The sequence below is a fragment of the Hymenobacter coccineus genome, assembly GCF_001816125.1.
Classification (GTDB): Bacteria; Bacteroidota; Bacteroidia; order Cytophagales; family Hymenobacteraceae; genus Hymenobacter; species Hymenobacter coccineus.
The window spans coordinates 1-18,707 of sequence record NZ_MDZA01000244.1 but is presented as its reverse complement, the minus strand read 5'-3'; the positions used below and the strand labels follow the sequence as shown (position 1 = coordinate 18,707).

Genomic DNA, 18,707 nt, shown 5'->3' with positions numbered 1-18,707 from the left:
GCCCTAAAAGCGCTACAGGAATACCTGCGTTTGCAGCGTCACTTCGGGGCGGTACTTCACGTCGTTGACGTTGGTGAAATCGGGGCGGGCGCGGTAGTTGAGCGTCACCTTGGCGTTGTGGCCGTCGATGAGCACGTTGGCCCCGAGGTCGTACACGTTCACGCCCTTGATGTTGCCGTCGGAAGTGCGCAGGCCCTCGTAGTTGCTGTGCAGGTAGGCCACGTAGGGCTGGAGGCGGGCCTTTTTGCCGAGCGTGTTCTTGGGCATCAGGAAGCCCAGCTGGCCGTACACCGACCCACCGGTGCCCGACTGCGGCACGGCGTTGCCGCGGGTGGCCACGCCGCCGTAGCCGGGGTTTTCGGCCCCCACGAAGCGCACGTAGTTCGGCCCGAAGTTGTAGTTATAATACACCCCGTAGAAGGTTACGGCTGTGCGCGAGGCCGTGTCGAGCGGCGCATCGTAAAACACGTCGGCCCCGAAGAGCTTGATGTCGTGCTTCTCAGTAGGCACGGCGGCGTAAAGGTCGGCCCCCGGTGTCAGGTTGGCCAGGGTAACGGCGCTGCCGGAAGAGCGCGAGTACATGCCGTTCTGGTTGTACATGAAGCCCGCCCCGATGCTCAGCACGCGCTTGGTGCCCAGGTAGGTGCCCTGGGTGTAGGGCAGCAGGTTGGCCTCGGGCTCCAGGAAGTTGTAGCTGAAATAGCCCTGGTACACGTGCCCGTCGTTCTGGGGGTTGTACTGGGCGGCGTTGGTGCCCCGGTTCACGCCGCCCACCGTGCTGCCCAGGGCCAGGGGGTTGCCGGTTTGCACGCCGCCCGCCACGTAGTTGGGGTTGGTGGGCAGGTTGGTCAGGAAGGGGTCGCTCATCGACACGCGGTAGTCGAACTTGCCCACGCGGCCCTTGGCGTACACCCCGATCCAACGCGCAAACTGGTCGAGCGCGTCGATGGTCGGGAAGTTGGTGAGCGGCAAGTCCATCGTCAGGATGCTCGTGGTACTGGCGTTGGTCAGGCGCGAGATGCCGTTGTAGTAATGCAGGCCCGCCCCCAGGCTGACGTACTTATTGACTTTGTACTCCGTCACGGCCTCGTGGATGAAGAACTGCGGCTTCTTGCCGTCCACCCCTGGCGACACGCCGCCACTCACTGCATTTTGGTTGTTGATGCCCAGGTGGGTATAAACCAAAAAGCGCGGGCTGAGCTGGGCCAGGATCACCATGCGCGAGCGGCGGATGCCAAAATCCAATTGGCTCGATTTGGGGTTGTTGGGGCCCCGCAGCGTGTTGGTGTTGTTTTCGTTGAAGCGGGCGTACACCTGCGTCCAGAGCAGAAAGCGCAGGTACTTGGAGCCGTCGGGCGAGAGGTTGACCTTCATGCCCGGCCCGTAGGCCGCCGATTTGGCGGGGGCCACCGGGGTAGGCGGCGCGACCGGCTCGGCGGGCGGCGGCGACGTGCCCACGGCCGGTGGCGCTACCTGCCCGAACGCCGACCCGATACCGGCCAGCAGCAACCCGGTGAGGGCCAGCGTGTAGCGATTTTTTTGCATAACGAAGAAAGGAATGATGGGAATTGGATTGTGGACAGGGCCCCAAAGCGGGCACTGCCACAGTTTGGCACGGCTAAGTACCATTACCGGGCGGCCGGTTGGTGTAGCCGTGCAATCGTTTTGCTAACGCGCTATAGCTTTAGGGGCTCCTGGCCATGCGCATTGCTTATAGATTAGTTTCTGGGTGACTACGGCCGGCCGGAGCGGCGGCCGTCTTAGGGAGCCTCAACCCCTGGCCCCGTCGCTGGTGGCACCATTCGGAACCAGCCAGAAAGCGCTGGCAGCATTGGTTGGACACTTATTCTTAATAAATTCAGTCTCATAAAACCAATCTGGCTAACTACATCAGATGAGCAAATCTATATTAATTTAGCGAGAAAATTGCTTCTGCCTAATATAATCATCCGCCGCCAGGAGCAATAAAAAGGGGCAGCCCCGGGTAGAGGCTGCCCCGGGGCAAGCGGGCGGCGGGGGCCGTGGCTACTCCAGGTAATCCAGGTCTTTGGCGTAGGTTTCGGGCAGGGTGCTGGCGCTGAAAAAGGCCAGCCCCAGCAGTACCGCCCCGATGATGCTGGCGGCGCCCACCATGCCCAGCGCCGGGTAGGCCTTGAGGGCCTTGTAGGTAGGGGCGATGAGCACGGTGGCCCCGCGCGCAAAGTTGGGGGCCGTAGTGGCCACCGTCGAGCGCAGGTTGGTGCCAAACTGCTCGGCCGCCACCGTCACAAACAGGGCCCAGAAGCCGCCGGTGAACCCGATCAGAAAGCACACCGTGTAGAACACCGCCGTGCTGGCCCCGTCGAGGGCAAACAGGTAGGCCCCCACCGTGACGGCCGACGAGAGGATGAAGATTTGCAGCGTGCGCTGGCGGCTCTTGATGAGCTGGCTCAGGCTGCCGCTGGTGACGTCGCCGAGGGTGAGGCCGAAGTAGCACCAGAAGATGCTCAGCCCGCCCGTGACGGGCCCTTGCAGGTGGAACTGCTGGCCAAACTCGGGGGCCAGCGTGATGAGGATGCCCACCAGGTACCAGAACGGGGCCCCCACCAGCAAGCAGCGCAGGTACTTATAAAACCGGGGCCCGTTGGCGAACAAGCTCAGGAAGTTGCCGCGGGCCACGTCGGTGCGCTTGGTTTGCTCGAACATGCCCGACTCGAACACGCCCGCCCGCAGCGCCAGCAGCCCCAGCCCCAGGGCCCCGCCGATAAAGTAGGCGTTGCGCCAGCCAAACTGCTGGCCCACCAGGTAGGCCACCATGGCCCCGCTCACGCCCACCGAGGCCACGATCATGGTGCCGTAGCCGCGCTTTTCCTTGGGCAGGCTCTCGGCCACCAGCGTGATGCCCGCGCCCAGCTCGCCGGCCAGGCCCACGCCCGCAATCAGGCGCAGCCAAGCGTATTGGTCCACGGTCTGCACGAAGCCGTTGGCGATGTTGGCCAGCGAATAGAGCAAGATGGAGCCGAACAGCACCGACAGCCGGCCCTTCTTGTCGCCCAGCACGCCCCACAAGATGCCGCCCAGCAGCATGCCCCACATCTGCATGCTCAGCAGGTACAGGCCCTGGTCCGTCACGGCCGCGGGGTCGGTTATGCCAATGCCGTTCAGGCTCTTCACCCGGATGATGCTGAACAACACCAGGTCGTAGATATCAACAAAGTAGCCCAGCGACGCCACGATGACGACGGCGCTGAGCAGGCCCGCCGCGGGCCGGCCGGTGGGCACAAGCGAGGGTTGGGGAGCGTGCATAACAGAAAAGCAAAAAGTGAGAAAAATGCGGGCCGGTAGGGCCCCGGGGCCCTACCCGGCCCGGAACCGCTCCCAGCGGATCATCATGTACTTGTCGCCCAGCTCGGTGACCACCAGGCCGGCGCTTTTCAGGTTCTCCGGCTTCTGGAAGAATTCGGCCAGCTCCTTCTGGTTCAGGATTTTATAGGTCGGGTGGTATTCGGGCTGGCGCGGGGCCTTCACGCCGTACTTCTTCACCCAGTTCATCACGCTCACGTGGCTCACGCCCAGCAGGCGCTCAATTTCGCGGTAGCTCACGCCCTCGATGTAAAGTTGCAGCGCCTTCACCACGTAGTACGGGTTCACCTCGCGGCCCACCTTGGCCACGGTGTAGTGGTAGCCGCAGGCCCGGCACTTGAAGCGCTGCCGCTCGTTCACGACGCCACTTTTGGTGGCATCCTTCGAGTCACACTTGGGGCAAACGGGCGTGGTCATCAGCGTAGAGCAAGGAGCAGCAGGACCCAAATCTATAGCTTTTTAGCATAAGAACAATCGTTTGTTTAAAATAGCAGACCGCTCAACGACTTTAGGCAAGGGGGCTACATTTGGGCATGGCTGGTCTACCCAATAAAATTTCCCCTTGGAAGAGACGCAAAAAGCGAATTCGCGGGTTTCGGCGGGTGCTACGCGCCCACCGGCGCCGAGTAGCCACTCCGGAAGAGTTACCTATCGAATGGCTTTCGGAGTCCAACTATGAGGTTAAGAAACTTGGGCTGGCCCCCTGGGCAGTCAGCGAAAAGCCGCCGCTAGTCATCCGGCAGCTTTGGGTGGGCCGGCTGGTGGCCGATTTTCAGGCGTGGCGTCAGGGATTAATGGCGCATTATCCTGATTTTTATTTGGCCGTCTGGATTCACGAGCCGGAGTTCGGCCGCTCGCAGCTGGTCGCCGGCATCGACGCCCGCCAGACGCGGTACGAGGGCTTGTTCGACAGACCAGTGAACGTTTCCTTTCCATCGGAATATTATTCGGTGCCCGGAGTGGGCGCCTTGCACTGGACCGCCTATGCGGATGGAGAACCGTTTTGGCCAGATGAATTTGCTGAATTGGGGCCCTTATTATTACAAAGAGCGCATTGGGAAGCCAAATCTGACGACGGCAAGCCTTTCTTCGTTGTTCAGACGGGAGTGGTATGGGTTGGGCGCGCGGCGGCAGCCTGAGCAAAGGCGGTAGTTTTGGGCCCCATCCTTATGCTTCGCCCCGTGCCCGCCCCCACTCCCACCGCCTTCCACTCCGTTTCCCCCGCCGACCTCACGCCCGCCCAGTGGATGCCGCTGCTCGGGGGCGCCGTGGCCCCGCGCCCCATCGCCTTCGTTAGCACCGTGGACGCCGAGGGGCGCGTGAACCTGAGCCCGTACAGCTTCTTCAACATCTTCAGCTACACGCCGCCCATCCTCGTGTTTTCGCCCGTGAACCGCGGGCGCGACGGTTCCGAGAAGCACTCGCTGCTGAACGTGCGCGCCGTGCCCGAGGTCGTCGTCAACATCTGCGACTACGCCATGGTGCAGCAAATGTCCTTGGCCAGCGCTGAGTACCCGGCCGGCGTGAACGAGTTTGCCAAGGCCGGTTTCACGGCGCTGGCCAGCGAGCAGGTGCGCCCGCCCCGCGTGGCCGAGGCCCCCGCCGCCTTCGAGTGCGTGGTGGAGCAGATTGTGCCGCTGAGCAAGGGCCCCGGCGCGGGCCACCTGGTGGTGTGCCGCGCAGTGCGGGCCCACTTCCGCCAGGACGTGCTGCTGCCCGACGCCGCCGGCATCGACCCGTTCAAGCTCGACGCCGTGGCCCGCTTGGGCGGCGACTGGTACGCCCGCGCCAGCGGGGCCAGCCTCTTCGAGGTGGTGCGGCCCAACCGCCGCCTGGGCATGGGCCACGACCAGCTGCCGGCCCACATCCGCACCAGCACCGTCCTCACCGGCAACGACCTGGGCCAGCTCGCCAACGTGGAGCACGAAGCCCTGCCCACCCCCGCGCAAGTGGCGGAGTTCAAAACTGAACCGATGGTGGCCTATCTGTTGAACAAACACCCCGCCGGGGGCCCCGAGCTGCCGAAGCAGCTGATGCTCCTGGCCCAGCAGCTGCTGGCCGAAGGCCGGGTATTGGAGGCGTGGAAAACGCTGCTGATTAAGTGAATGATAACGCAGGTTAGTAAAAACTATAGCGGTGGTTTAAACCGGGGTGGTCCGGCGACTTTTTCCGTCGTCGGACCACTCTTACCAAGCCCCGGGGCCGCTGTTTTTTAGTAAGAGTGGCCCGACGAAGCCCTTCGGGCAATTCGCTGGACCACCCCGTTTTAGACCATCGCCAAAAAACTATTCGTGCGACATGCTACACAAAATCCTTGCTTTTCAGTTGCCATTACTCGCAATAAATAGCTTCCCCGTATGACCGACATTGCCATTGCCGAATCCGTAGTTCTGCCGCCCATTAAAGAAATAGCTGCGCGCCTGGGCATTACCGAAAACGACCTGGAGCCCTACGGCCGCGACAAAGCCAAGCTGCCCCTGCACCTGATTGCCCCGGAAAAGGTGGCCGAGGCAAAGTTGATTCTGGTCACGGCCATCACGCCCACCCCGGCCGGCGAGGGCAAAACCACGGTGTCCATCGGCTTGGGCGACGGGCTGCGCAAGCTGGGCAAAAAGGCCGTGGTAGTGCTGCGCGAGCCCTCGCTGGGGCCCGTGTTCGGGGCCAAGGGTGGGGCCACCGGCGGCGGCCGCTCGCAGCTGAGCCCGATGGTGGACATCAACCTGCACTTCACCGGCGACTTCAACGCCGTGGAAAAGGCCAACAACCTGCTGGCCGCCCTCCTCGACAACGCCATCCAGACGCCCAACCACCCCCTGCGCATCGACCCGCGCACCGTGCTCTGGAAGCGCTGCCTCGACCTGAACGACCGCAGCCTGCGCCAAACCATTGTGGGCCTCGGCGGCAAAGCCAACGGGGTGATGCGCAGCGACGGCTTCAACATCACGGCCGCCTCCGAGGTAATGGCCATCCTGTGCCTGGCCACCGGCCTGGCCGACCTCAAGGCCAAGCTCGGCAACATCCTGGTGGCCTTCAGCTACGCCAATGAGCCCGTTTACGCCCGCCAGTTGCAGGCCGAAGCGGCCATGACCATCCTGCTGCGCGACGCGCTGAAGCCCAACCTGGTGCAAACCCTGGAGCAAACCCCCGCCCTGGTGCACGGGGGCCCCTTCGCCAACATCGCCCAGGGTACCAACACCGTGCTGGCCACCCGCATGGGCCTCTCGCTGGGCGACTACGCGGTGACGGAAGCCGGTTTCGGAGCCGACCTCGGGGCCGAGAAGTTCCTCGACATCAAGTGCGGCTACGCCGGCCTGGACCCCGCCGCCGTGGTGCTGGTGGCCACCGTGCGCGCCCTGCGCCACCACGGCGGGGCCCCGGCCGCCGAGCTTAATACCCCCAGCCTGGCCCGTTGCGAGCGGGGCTTTGCCAACCTGGCCAAGCACATTGAAAACGCCCAGAAGTTTGGCTACCAGCCCGTGGTGGCCATCAACCACTTCGTCAGCGACACGCCCGAAGAGGTGGCCCTGGTGCAGCAGCTGTGCCGGGCCCGCGGCGTAGAAGCAGTGCGCAGCACCAGCTGGGCCGAGGGCGGGGCTGGGGCCACCGCCCTGGCCGAAGCGGTGCTGGCCAACATCGCCGCGGGCACCAACCGCCTGCGCCCGCTCTACGCCTGGGACCAGCCGGTGAAAACCAAAATCGAAACCATCGCCCGCGAGGTGTACGGGGCCGCCGGCGTGGACTACACCGCCCAGGCCGAAGCCGACCTGCGTCGCATCGACCGGCTGGGCCTGGCGGGGCTGCCCATCTGCATGGCCAAAACCCAGAAGTCGTTTTCCGACAACGAGAAGCTCATCGGCCGGCCCGAAGGCTTCCGCGTCACCGTGCGCGAATGCGAGCTGGCGGCGGGAGCGGGCTTCCTCATCCCCATCCTCGGCACCCTGCTGCGGATGCCGGGCCTGCCGCCCGTGCCCGCCTCCGCCGGCATGGAAATCGACGACGACGGGGTAATTACGGGGTTATCGTAATCAAAACGGTTGCCAGCTGGGCAAGCTTTCCGAACTGTGCGGAGGCGCATATAGCCCAACAAGTAGCAGCGCTGGCGCTTTTAAACTATTCGCCCTGAGGATAGAATAAACACCTCAGCGATATCCTGATGCTGAGGAAACAATTGTTTCAGCTGGCCCGGCAGTTTTTGGTTGAGTGTTAGACGGTGGATTCGTAGAAGGTATTGTTAGTCAACTAACCCGACAACTATAATTTTCTCTTATGAATCAGACAGTAATACTTAGGGTCACAATTTGTGATTTCACACCCACCCAGATATGGTTTGTTTTTTTAGCTTTTTCCATTATTCTGGCAGGAGGCAAGCCATAAAAAATGGGTACTATCTGGTCGGTATGACCGCCAATGCATAGGGGTATTTTGCCACGAGTGTAAGTGTAAGGGCAGAACCCAGGCATCAGGATGCGTAAAGGTGCAGGGTTGGATGCTAAACCAATGAAAATCAACGTTTTGCTTTGGTATCCTGGGCATTTCACTTCAATTGCGTAGTCTGTTACCGCGGCTTTAGTTAATTGAAAGTCGCCGTTCTGGTTTGTACCACACCCGGCTATAATTGTCGCTTCTAATTTCAGTAGTACAGTAACGCCCGGCACCCCTGTGTTTGTATCACTATCAATTACTTGCCCTGATAGCAAATACGATTGGGCTGCGCTGGTAAATGCCAAAATAAGTGCAGCAAACAGGAACAATACCCGGTCCATAATTTCAGCAACTATCTTTTTTTGCTAATTCCGCACCGCAATAAGCAGTCCTAATTCCTTATACCGCATGTTGTATTTCTTGCCGATGGCCGCGTTGGTAAGCGAGCCGCGGTAGATGTAGACGCCGGCGCGGAAGTGCTCGTTGGTGAACAGCACTTCGTTGATGCCGCCGTGCTGGTGGATTTCCTGTAAAATCGGGGTGAAAATGTTGCTCAGGGCATTGGTGGCGGTGCGGGGCACGCGCGAGGCGATGTTGGGCACGCAGTAGTGCACCACGTCGTACTTGCGGAAGATGGGCTGCGAGTGGCTGGTCATCTCGCTGGTTTCGAAGCAGCCGCCCTGGTCGATGCTCACGTCGATGACGATGGAGCCGGGCGTCATGCTGGCCACCATTTCCTCGGGCACCATGAACGGGATGCGGCCGTCCTCGATGCTCAGGGCCCCAATCACCACGTCGGCCCGGCGGATTTGCTGGCTCAGGGCAAACGTATCCAGGGTGCTGGTGTAGAGCTGGGTGCCCAGGTTGTGCTTGAGGCGGCGCAGCTTGTAGAGGTGGTTGTCGAACACCTTCACCTCGGCGCCCAGGCCGATGGCGGCGCGGGCGGCGTACTCGGCCACCGTGCCGGCCCCCAGGATGACGACCTGCGAAGGCGGCACCCCCGTGATGCCCCCCAGGATGATGCCCTTGCCCTCGTTGGAGCGGGCCAGGTACTCGGCCGCCACCAGCATTACCGTTGAGCCGGCAATTTCGCTCATGGCGCGCACCACGGGCATGGCCCCCGAGGGGTCGCGGATGAACTCAAACCCGATGGCATTCACCTTTTTGCGTTGCAGCGCGGCGATGTACTCAGCCGTGAGCGTGCCCATTTGCAGGGCCGAAATCAACGTCTGGCCCGGGCGCATGAACTCGATTTCGTCGCGCGTGGGCGGGGCCACCTTCAGCACAATATCGGCCTGGAACACCTCCTGCGGCGAGTACACGATTTGGGCCCCCGCCTCGGAGTAGTTGTGGTCGGAGTACTTGCTGGGCTCGCCGGCCCCGGCCTCCAGCACCACCTCGTGGCCGGCCGTGACGAGGTGCTGCACGGCTTCGGGCGTGAGGCCCAGGCGGTTTTCCTGGAGCGTGGTTTCGCGCGGCAGGCCAATGAACAGCTTGCGCTTGCGCGTTTCCACGGCCAGCATCGACTCCTGGGTGAAGTAGGCGCGGCTGGCCGCGAGCGACTCAAAACCGGAGGGTAGTTGTTCGGGCATCGGGGAAAAAAGGGAATTAAAAATTATAAATTAAGAATGAAAAATGGAAAGGCAAAACCTTTATTTTCAATTTCTTGCTTACCCTTTTTAATTCTTAATTTATAATTTTTAATTCAATCTCCCGGGCTTCGGGGCCCGTGGGGGTGAGGGTGAGTTCGAGCCGGGGCACGGGCAGCAGCGCGGCCACGCGGTTGGGCCACTCGACTAAGCAAAGATACCCCGAATCGAAGTACTCGGCGGCCCCGATGCGGGCGGCTTCGTCGACGGAATCGATGCGGTAAAAGTCGAAGTGGTACACCGGGGCCCCGCGGCCGTCGCGGTACTCGTGCACCAGGCCGAAGGTGGGGCTGCTGATGTCGTCGGCCACGCCCAGGGCCGCGCCCAGGGCCCGCACGAGGGTGGTTTTGCCGGCGCCCATTTCGCCCACCAGCGCCACCACGGGGCAGCCGCTGGCGGCAATGGCGGCGGCCAGCTGCCGGGCGGCGGCGGGCAGGTTGGCGAGGGCGGGCACGGAAAGCTGAACGGGAAGCATCGGGCAAAAATACCAAAGGCCCGGTGGCCGGCTCTGCCGCGGGCCGCGGCCGGGCCCCCGGGGCCCCGGGCAGAAAGCCGAATTAGCCGTTGGAAAGTGAGGGACTTTGCCTATATCTTCCAGTCCTGCTAGTCATCCAATCGCCACCTTTTTTAACCTAAATGCCTGACTGCAATTGGTTCAGCACCTGCCAACACTGGGTCTGGGAAAGGCTCCAGACCCAGGCAATGGGGGACCTCTTCACAATTACGTCATGTGCCTTCCACGGGTCTGCTCCTGGTTACGATTTTTTTTAGCTGCCGGATAGCCTATGCACAATTTTTTCTCAACAAGGTTATATTTTATTTTCACCCGCTGCTTCGTCGTGGCCGGGCTGCTGGCGCTACCACTAGCGGGTATGGGCCAAGCGGGCACCGCCGTTAACGGCACCGTGGCCGACAACGCGGGGGCCCCGGTGGTCTTTGCCACCGTCACGCTGCACCGCGCCGCCGACTCGGTGGCGGTGAAGGCAGAATTTACCGGGGCCCAGGGCACGTTCCGGCTGGCGGCGGCCCCGGGCGGACGCTACTTGGTGTCGGCGGCGCAGGTGGGGTTTCAGCGGCAGTGGAGCCCGGCGTTTGAGCTGCCAGCCGCGGGCCTGGCCCTGGCGCCGTTGGTGCTGGCCCGCAGCGCCGGCACGGCCCTGGCGGAGGTATCCGTGACGGCCGCCCGGCCGCTGTATGAGCACCTGGCCGACCGCACCGTGCTGAACGTGGAGAACAGCCCCCTAGCGGCCGGCGCCACCACCCTCGACCTGCTGGGCCGGGCCCCGGGCGTGACGGTGGATGCGGGCGACAACATCGGCCTGCGCGGCCGCCAGGGCCTGTTGGTGCTGCTCGATGGCAAGCGCCTGGCCCTGACCGGTACCGAGCTGGCCGACCTGCTGCGGGCCCTGCCCGCCGAGCAAGTGAGTACCATCGAGCTGATTACCAACCCGCCCGCCAGCTACGACGCCCAAGGCACGGCCGGCGTCATCGCCATTCACCTCAAGAAGGACCAGCGCCTAGGCACCAACGGCAGCGTGAACGCCGCCTACGGCCGCGGCGAGTTCGGCAAGTTTACCAGCGGTGGGGCCCTTAACTACCGCCGCCAACGGTTCAACGCCTTCGGCAACTACACCTACTCCGACCGGCGCAATTTCACGCGGGTTGACATTGAGCGGCAGTTTGCGCCCGCCGGGGGCCCCGGCCGCAGCAGCGTACAAAACAACGATTTGGTGAGCCACTTGCAGTCGCACGCCTTTAAGGTGGGGGCCGACTTCAATCTTTCGGCCCGCACCCTGGTAGGCGTGACCGCGGGCGGCCTGGCCCACCAGCTCGCCAGCACCAACCAGAACCAGACCACTACGTACGACGGCGCGGTGGCCCTAGCCAGCCGCTACCGCGCGGTCATCACCCAGGACGTGCACCGGCCCAACGCCACGCTCAACGCGAACCTGCGCCACGTCTTTGCCGATTCTGCCGGGGCTGCCACGCTCTCGGCCGACGCCGACTATGCCCGCTACGACACCCGCCGGCTCACCGGCCTGACCACGGCCTACGACCAGCCCAGTGGGCCCCTGGGCCTGCTCGCTGGCAACCAGCAAAGCCGCCTCTACATTGAATCGGTGAAGGCCGACTACGCCCGGCCCCTGCCCCACCGCGTGCGCCTGGAGACCGGGGCCAAGGTTACGAGCGTGCGCTCGGACAACGACGTGGCGTTCGACCGCACGCAGAACGGCGTGACGGACCGGGACCTGGGCATTTCCAACACGTTTCGCTACGACGAGAACGTGAACGCCGCCTACGGCATCCTGCGCCGCGCCGGGGCCCGCACGGCCCTGCAAGCCGGCCTGCGCGCCGAGCAAACCAACACGCTGGGCCAGTCGGCAAACGGTTCTGACGACTTCGAGCGCCACTACTTTCAGCTCTTCCCAAGCCTGTCGGTGGACCAGACCTTCAACGACCGGCACGCGCTGAGTCTGGCCCTGAGCCGCCGCATCGAGCGCCCCATCTACAACCAGGTGAACCCGTTGCGCGTCTACATCGACCCCACCTCGTACGGCGCGGGCAACCCCAGCCTGGTGCCCGCCACCAGCTACAACGTGGAGCTGACCCATACCTTCCGCCAGAAGTTCAGCACCGGCCTCAGCTACAGCCGCACCGACCGGCCCATTGTCATCCAGAGCCAGCCCAGCCCCGAAGGCAACCTGCTGGTGGTGAGCCAGAGCGTGAATCTGGCCGTGCAGCACAACTACGCCCTCACCCTCACCGCGCCGCTCACGCTGGCCCCGTGGTGGACGTTCTACGGCAACGCCGTGCTCTACTACGCCCGCTTCGTGGGGGGCCCCGCGGGGGGGCCGCCCATCAACCGCCGGCCAGCCCTCACCTTCTCGGGCAGCAACACGTTTGCCCTGCCCGGCGGCTGGTCGGGCGAGCTGAGCACGAACTTTGAAACCGGCGAAACCTTCGGCTACGAGCGGCTGAAGTACCGCGGCCAGGTGGCGGCCGGCCTGCAAAAAAGCCTGTGGGCCAAGCAGGCCACGCTGCGCTTGAACGTGGCCGACATCTTCTACACCACGCCCATCCGCTCTACGCAGAGCTACGCCACCTTCGCGGAAACATTCTACCAGCGGCTGGACACGCGGGTGGCCACGCTGGCCTTCACCTACCGCTTCGGCAGCGCCACGGTGGCCGGGGCCCGCAAGCGCGCCGCCGGCGCCGAAGAGGAATTGCGCCGCGCCGCCGGGCAGTAGCCGCGCAACAGCCACAGGGCCCCCGGCCCGGGCTGCCGGCTTTTCGCCGGCTGCCCGGTAATCGCTGAATCGTTAGGAATCGTTGGTCAGTCGGCAATGGCGCAAGCGCCCACGTAGCCTTCCCGCAACGATTAGCGGGCTGCCGGCGAAAAAGCCGGCAGCCCGCCCCAGAGCCCCCCGGCAACCCAGACGCCCTTCCGGTTGTTGCGGGGATAATACCTTCGCTGCGCCAACCGGCCGTCTTTCCTTTTCTCTTCCCATGAAAATATCGCACCTGGCCGCGGGCCTCAGCGGCTCCGAAATCATCAAAATAGGCAACGAGGTGAGCGAGATGGTGCGCCAGGGCGCGACCATCTGCAACCTCACCATCGGCGACTTCGACCCCGCCCTGTTCCCAATTCCCGACGGCTTGCAAGCGGGCATCATCGCCGCCTACCAGCAGCACCAAACCAACTACCCGCCCGCGCCCGGCATCGCCGAGCTGCGCCAGGCGGCGGCCGACTTTGTGCATGATCGGCAGGGTCTGACGTACACGCCGGCCGAGTTTCTGGTGGCCGGGGGCTCGCGCCCGCTCATTTACGCCGCCTACCGGGCCCTGGTGGACCCCGGCGACCGGGTGGTGTTCCCGGTGCCGTCGTGGAACAACAACCACTACTGCCACCTCACCGGGGCCGTGCCCGTGGCCGTGCCCACCCGCCCCGAGGCCGACTTCATGCCCACCGCCGCCGACCTGGCCCCCCACCTGGCCGGGGCCACGCTGTTGGCCCTGTGTTCGCCGCTGAACCCCACGGGCACGGTGTTCACCAAGGCCGCGCTCGAGGAAATCTGCGACCTGGTGCTGCTCGAAAACCAAAGCCGGGGCCCCAACGAAAAGCCCCTCTACATCCTCTACGACCAGATTTACTGGCTGCTGACCTTCGGCGAAACCGAGCACTTCGACCCCGTGAGCCTGCGCCCCGCCCTGCGCGAGTACGTGCTCTACATCGACGGCCTCTCCAAGTGCTTCGCCGCCACCGGCGTGCGCGTGGGCTACGCCTTCGGGCCCGCCCTGGTCATTGACCAGATGAAGGCGATTCTGGGCCACGTGGGGGCCTGGGCCCCCAAGGCCGAGCAAGTGGCCGCCGCCAAGTTCCTGCCCCAAACCGGGGCCGTTGATGCCTTCCTCGACGGCATCAAGGCCGGCTTGCAGCGCAGCTTGCAGGCCCTCTACGACGGCCTGGGGGCCCTGGAGGCCCAGGGCTACCCGGTGGCGGCCATCGCGCCGGCCGGGGCCATCTACCTCACCACCCGCATCGACGCGGTGGGCCGCACCACGCCCGCCGGCCAAGTGCTGGCCACGGGCAAAGACCTGGCCTCGTACCTCATCCAAGCCGCCGGGCTGGCCATGGTGCCGTTCAGCGCCTTCGGGGCCGAAGCCACCGATCCGTGGTTCCGCCTCTCGGTCGGCGCCGAGTCGATGGCTTCCATCGAAGCGGCGCTGCTACGCCTGCCGGCCGCCCTCGACGCGCTGGGCGTGCGCGAACCGGTGGCGCACTAACAGTTAAAAGTTTTGAGTTAAAAGTTAAAATCCTGGCTTCGTAGTGAAGTCAGATTTTACTTTTAACTCAAAACTTTTAACTGACTAACTACTGCTCTTCCACGATTTTCACGCCCCAAGGGGCGAGGGCCAACGACTGGTTTTTAGCCACGGCCTCGCCCGAGAGCAGCTCGCGGCCGCGGCCGTGGGGGTAGGTGGCGGTGGCGGGCGCGGCGGCGTAGTTGAAGTAGTAGTGCACCGCCTTGCCGCGCTGGTTGACGCCCGCACGGGTGATGATTGGGAAGGCCAGGGCCTGGTCGGGCCCCAGAGGTTGGCTTTTTTCACGGCGTCGGCCACAATTTTCTCCACCAGCACCGGGCCGGTGTGGCAGCCCACGTAGGTGGCCAGGCCCTTGCCGTAGCGGTTCTCGGTGATGGCCGCGTACTTGCCCCACACGGGGTGGTCGTAGCTGGCCAGTACGGTGGCCGTGGTGGGCGTGAGCAGCTCCATCCACGTAGTCACCTCATTGTCCTTAGCGCCCACGTGGTACGGGTCGCCCTTCAGGCCGACGTTGACGGGGGCCGTGAACTGGCTGTACGTCACGCCGAGGGCCGCGCTGAGCACGCCCGGCTGCACGGTGCTGCGCACCTGCACGTTCTCGTCCGAAAAGCCGCTGCGGTAGGTGCACACCAGGTGGCCGCCCTTTTGCACAAACTGGTTGAGCCGCTCCAGCAGGCTGGTGGGCGCGGCGTAGAGCATGGGCACGATGAGGAGCTGGTACTGGTCGAGGTTGGGGCTGCTGGGGTCCACCAGGTCGCAGCCCACGTTCTGGCGGTACAGCGCATCGTAGAAGGGCCGCAGCACCTCGTTGTATTCCAGCCCGTTGGCAAACCAGCCTTCCGCTGTCAGGGCCTGGTTGCTGAAAAGGATGGCGACTTTGTTGGTCTTCTTTAGGTTGACAAGCTGCGGGCTCAGGCGCTGGAAGTCGCGGCCGATGGTGCCGGCCTCGTCGTAGGTCGGGCTGGGCATGAAGTCGTGGCTGAGCAGGCCCTTCCAGTACGTTTCGGCCGAGTTGTGGATGCTGCTCCAGTGCCAGTACTCCACCATATTAGCCCCCGAGGCCAGGTGGCTGAAGGCCTGCAGGCGCAGCTGGCCCGGGTAGGGCACCCACTGCGGGAAGCCCTGGGCCTCAGTTTCGAGCACCAGATAGTTTTGGCCGCCTTTCATTGAGCGGGTCAGGTCGCCGCCGAAGGCAATTTCGGTACCCGTGAGCTGGTCCTGGCTGGGGTGGTAAATGTCGATGCCCGCCACGTCCAGCGCCTTGGCAGCGGCGAAGTGGTCCACCTCGGGCTGGATGCCGTAGGAGGCGCCGCGCCAGCCCAGGTCAAAGTTCTGGGTGACGAACTGCTCCGGCTTCTTGTACTCGCGCACGATGGCTGCCTGCCAGGCCAGGTAGTCCGTCACGAGCTGCCGCTGAAACGCGCTGAACTCGCTGCCCAGGCTGGCGTTGATGGTGCCTACCGTGGACGGAAAATCCTCCCAGCTGTTGATGCGGTTGCTCCAGTAATCCAGCCCGTAGGCCTTGTTCAGCACGTCGAGCGACGGAAACTTCTGCTGCATGTGCTTCACGAACAGCGCCTGCACCGCCGGCCCGGCCGTGCCGTAGGCCTTCGTCTCGTTGTCCACCTGGTAGCCGATGATGGCCGGGTGGTTCTTCACGTGCCCCACCAGGGCCCTAATCACCGCCTCGGCGTGGCGGCGAAAGTCGGGGTTGCTGATATCCATGTTCTGGCGCACGCCGTACTGGTTTTGCCCGCGCGCAGTGACGGCCAGGATGGCCGGGTACTTGCGGGCCAGCCACGTGGGCACCGCGTAGGTCGGCGTGCCGATAATGACGCTGATGCCGGCCTTGTGCATGGCGTTCAGCACCCGGTCCACGTGCGAGTAGTCGAACACACCCTCCTGCGGCTCCAGCGTGCTCCACGTCGATTCGGCGATGCGCACCACGTTGATGCCCGTGGCCTTCATCATGGCCACGTCCTTGTCCAGGCGGTCGTAGGGCATGTACTCGTCGTAGTACGCCACGCCGTAGAGCAGCTTGTCCTGTTTGATGGGCCGGGTTTGGGCCCGGGCTCCGGGCAGGGCCCCGGCCAGCAGACCAAGGGTGAGCAGCAAGTGTTTCATAAGCAAGAAAGTATGCAGGGTACAAGCACGTAGCGCGGGCTTTGTCGTCCGCGCCGCTTGCTTCGGCCTACCGATTATCGGGTAGCGACCGGGCAGCGACGCGAACGATAGAGTCCGCGCTACAAGGTTACAAGCTTATGGTTCTACAGCTTCACGGTGCCGGTTTGGCGGATGTCGCGCGAGGAGCTGCCCACCAGCAGGTCGAACGTGCCGGGGGCCAGCACCCACTGCTTTTTGCCTTCGTCGTAGTACTTGAACGATTCGGCGGGCAGGGCTAGGGTCACGGTTTTAGTTTCGCCAGGCTTCAGGAATACCTTCTCGAAGGCCTTCAGCTCCTTCTCGGGGCGCTTCACGGCGGTTTGGTTGTCGTGCACGTAGAGCTGCACGACTTCAGCGCCGGCCACCTTGCCGCTGTTGGTCACGCTCAGCTTCACGGTGGCGCTCTGCGGGCCGGGCGTCACGGCCAGGGCCCCGTACTTGAAGGTGGTGTAGCTCAGGCCGAAGCCGAAGGGGTACTGCGGCGCCACTTTGTAGGTGTCGTAGTAGCGGTAGCCCACGTAGATATCGTCCTTGTACACCTCCTTCAGCGGGTCGCCGGGGCTGCTGGGGTACTCGCCCAGCTTGTACACGGGCGAGTCTTCGAGCTTGGCGGGGAAGGTGAACGGCAGCTTGCCCGAGGGGTTCACGTCGCCGAACAGCACGTGGGCAATTGCGTTGCCGCCCTCCATGCCGGGGTACCACGCCTCCACCACGGCCTTGGCCCGGCCGGCCCAGGCCGACACGTCGATGGGGCCCCCGCCCAGCAGCACCACCACGGTGCGCGGGTTGGCGGCCAGTACGGCCTGCACCAGCTCGTCCTGGCCGAAGGGCATCTTCATGTCGGGCTTATCCACGCCCTCGGCGTCGTAGGCGTTGTCGCTCCACTTGCTGTAGTCGTAGCCGTGGATGGAGCCGCCCACAAAAATGACCTCGTCGGCGGCCTTGGCGACGGCCACGGCCTGGGCAATGAGGGCGGGGTCGGCCTTCTGGTCGCGGGCAATGGTGTAGCCCGGGGCATACGTCACGTTCACGCCGCTGCCCAACTCGTTCTTGATGCCTTGCAGGGCCGAAATCTCGTACTTGGCCTTCACCTGGCCGCTGCCGCCGCCCATCGAGTTGGCCCGCTCGGCGTTGGCCCCAATCACGGCCACGGTCTTCACCGACTTCTTAAGGGGCAGGAGGCCGCCCTCGTTTTTGAGCAGCACCATGCCTTCCTCGGCTACGTGCAGCGCGGTGGCCTGGTGCTCCTTGGTGTTGTAGGCACCGGGCTGGCGCTTGGCGCCGCCGAGCTGGTGGGTGGCGTACATCACCCGCAAAATGCGCCGCACCTTATCGTCCACCAGCGGCACCAGGCTGGGGTCTTTCTTGAGGGCCGCCAGGGCGGGGTCGGCCAGGAAAAACTGGTCGTAGTAGCTGCGGGCGGGCGCCGCGGCGGTGCTGGCGGTGGCCGTGGCCTGGCTCTGGTCCACGCTCCGGTACATCAGGCTCAGGTCGGTGCCCATTTCCAGGTCGGTGCCGTTGCGCAGGGCTTCCTGGGTGTCGTGCACCGAGCCCCAATCGCTCATCACCAGGCCTTTAAAGCCCCACTCTCCCTTCAGGATGGTGTTCATCAAGTAGGCGTTTTCGGTGGCGTAGGTGCCCCGAAACTTGTTGTACGAGCCCATCAGCGAGTACACGCCGCCCTGCTGCACGGCGGCCTTGAAGGCCGGCAGGTAGATTTCGCGCAGGGCCCGCTCGCTCATGCTCACGTCCACGTCGTCGCGGTGCGTTTCCTGGTTGTTGGCCGCGTAGTGCTTCACGCAGGCCGACACGCCCTGGTCCTGCACGCCCCGGATGTAGCCCACCACCAGCTGCGATACCAAAAACGGGTCCTCGCTGAAGTACTCAAAGTTGCGCCCATTCAGCGGCGCCCGGATGATGTTGACGCCCGGCCCCAGGATGATGTCCTTGCCGCGGGCGTTGGCTTCCGAGCCCAGCACCGTGCCGTAGGCGTGGGTCAGGGCGCGGTTCCAGGTCGAGGCCAGGGCGTTGTTGGTGGGCAGGGCGGTACCGGCGTCATTGGCGCCCACGGGGGGCTTCCAGTTGCGGCCCTGCTCGGGGCGCACGCCGTGGGGCCCGTCCGAGGTCATGATTTCGGGGATGTTCAGGCGCGCCACGCCGCCGGCGGCGAAGGCCGAGTTGCCGTGCAGCATGTGCACCTTTTCCTCCAGCGTTAGCTTTTGAAGCAAGGCCTCAATTTCGGCTTCGTGGCCCATTAGGGCTTGCTGGGCATTGGCGGCGGTGGCCCGGGTGGTGGCCGGGGCGGGG

General features: G+C 64.1%; 13 protein-coding genes and 1 pseudogene. 5 read left to right on the top strand and 9 right to left on the bottom strand.

Annotated features, from left to right (window positions below; genetic code table 11):
* Nucleotides 1-12 precede the first annotated feature (12 nt).
* The 3 genes from BEN49_RS14215 to BEN49_RS14205 all read right to left on the bottom strand — a co-directional run bounded on the left by BEN49_RS14215 (nt 13) and on the right by BEN49_RS14205 (nt 3,759).
* Nucleotides 13-1,545, bottom strand: coding sequence for a hypothetical protein (locus BEN49_RS14215; protein WP_094123168.1), 1,533 nt, complete (start codon nt 1,543-1,545; stop codon nt 13-15).
* 480 nt (nt 1,546-2,025) lie between these two features.
* Complete coding sequence (locus BEN49_RS14210; protein WP_094123167.1) at nt 2,026-3,285, bottom strand: MFS transporter; 1,260 nt, start codon at nt 3,283-3,285, stop codon at nt 2,026-2,028.
* Between the two features lie 51 nt (nt 3,286-3,336).
* Complete coding sequence (locus BEN49_RS14205; RefSeq protein WP_070744440.1) at nt 3,337-3,759, bottom strand: IS1/IS1595 family N-terminal zinc-binding domain-containing protein; 423 nt, start codon at nt 3,757-3,759, stop codon at nt 3,337-3,339.
* Nucleotides 3,760-3,875: 116 nt separating this feature from the next.
* On the opposite strand from BEN49_RS14205, the gene BEN49_RS14200 reads away from it, so the two are divergent.
* From BEN49_RS14200 to BEN49_RS14190, 3 genes are all read left to right on the top strand, one after another.
* The gene (locus tag BEN49_RS14200) at nt 3,876-4,481 is read left to right on the top strand and encodes a hypothetical protein (RefSeq protein WP_125916871.1); all 606 of its coding nucleotides are present in this window, start codon (nt 3,876-3,878) and stop codon (nt 4,479-4,481) included.
* 42 nt (nt 4,482-4,523) lie between these two features.
* A complete protein-coding gene (locus BEN49_RS14195) occupies nt 4,524-5,447 on the top strand; it encodes a flavin reductase family protein (RefSeq protein WP_239691942.1) in 924 nt (307 codons plus the stop codon).
* A gap of 252 nt (nt 5,448-5,699) precedes the next feature.
* Nucleotides 5,700-7,367, top strand: coding sequence for a formate--tetrahydrofolate ligase (locus BEN49_RS14190; protein ID WP_070744434.1), 1,668 nt, complete (start codon nt 5,700-5,702; stop codon nt 7,365-7,367).
* 246 nt (nt 7,368-7,613) lie between these two features.
* Here BEN49_RS14190 and BEN49_RS25760 read toward each other — a convergent pair whose 3' ends face one another.
* The 3 genes from BEN49_RS25760 to tsaE form a co-directional block, all read right to left on the bottom strand.
* Nucleotides 7,614-8,105 (bottom strand): carboxypeptidase-like regulatory domain-containing protein, encoded by a 492-nt coding sequence (locus tag BEN49_RS25760; RefSeq protein ID WP_083326102.1) that lies wholly within the window; start codon nt 8,103-8,105, stop codon nt 7,614-7,616.
* A 24-nt stretch (nt 8,106-8,129) separates the two neighbouring features.
* Nucleotides 8,130-9,356 carry an alanine dehydrogenase gene (locus tag BEN49_RS14185; protein WP_070744433.1) on the bottom strand — a complete coding sequence of 409 codons (1,227 nt, stop codon included), beginning with the start codon at nt 9,354-9,356 and terminating at the stop codon, nt 8,130-8,132.
* 94 nt (nt 9,357-9,450) lie between these two features.
* A complete protein-coding gene (gene tsaE, locus BEN49_RS14180) occupies nt 9,451-9,888 on the bottom strand; it encodes a tRNA (adenosine(37)-N6)-threonylcarbamoyltransferase complex ATPase subunit type 1 TsaE (protein ID WP_070744430.1) in 438 nt (145 codons plus the stop codon).
* Between the two features lie 397 nt (nt 9,889-10,285).
* Between tsaE and BEN49_RS14175 the strand changes: the two genes are divergently transcribed.
* A complete protein-coding gene (locus tag BEN49_RS14175; RefSeq protein ID WP_070744486.1) occupies nt 10,286-12,661 on the top strand; it encodes an outer membrane beta-barrel protein in 2,376 nt (791 codons plus the stop codon).
* Between the two features lie 259 nt (nt 12,662-12,920).
* Nucleotides 12,921-14,198, top strand: a complete 1,278-nt coding sequence (locus BEN49_RS14170) for a pyridoxal phosphate-dependent aminotransferase (RefSeq protein ID WP_070744429.1) — start codon at nt 12,921-12,923, stop codon at nt 14,196-14,198.
* Nucleotides 14,199-14,286: 88 nt separating this feature from the next.
* Here the strand turns inward: BEN49_RS14170 and BEN49_RS29570 are convergent, their stop codons facing one another.
* The 3 genes and pseudogenes from BEN49_RS29570 to BEN49_RS14160 all read right to left on the bottom strand — a co-directional run.
* Nucleotides 14,287-14,436 carry a Beta-galactosidase C-terminal domain gene (locus BEN49_RS29570; protein ID WP_239691941.1) on the bottom strand — a complete coding sequence of 50 codons (150 nt, stop codon included), beginning with the start codon at nt 14,434-14,436 and terminating at the stop codon, nt 14,287-14,289.
* A gap of 128 nt (nt 14,437-14,564) precedes the next feature.
* Nucleotides 14,565-16,205: pseudogene (locus BEN49_RS14165) on the bottom strand (beta-galactosidase); the annotation flags it as partial.
* Between the two features lie 299 nt (nt 16,206-16,504).
* The coding region (locus BEN49_RS14160; RefSeq protein ID WP_204376120.1) for a glycoside hydrolase family 3 C-terminal domain-containing protein at nt 16,505-18,707 on the bottom strand (2,203 nt) is incomplete at its 5' end.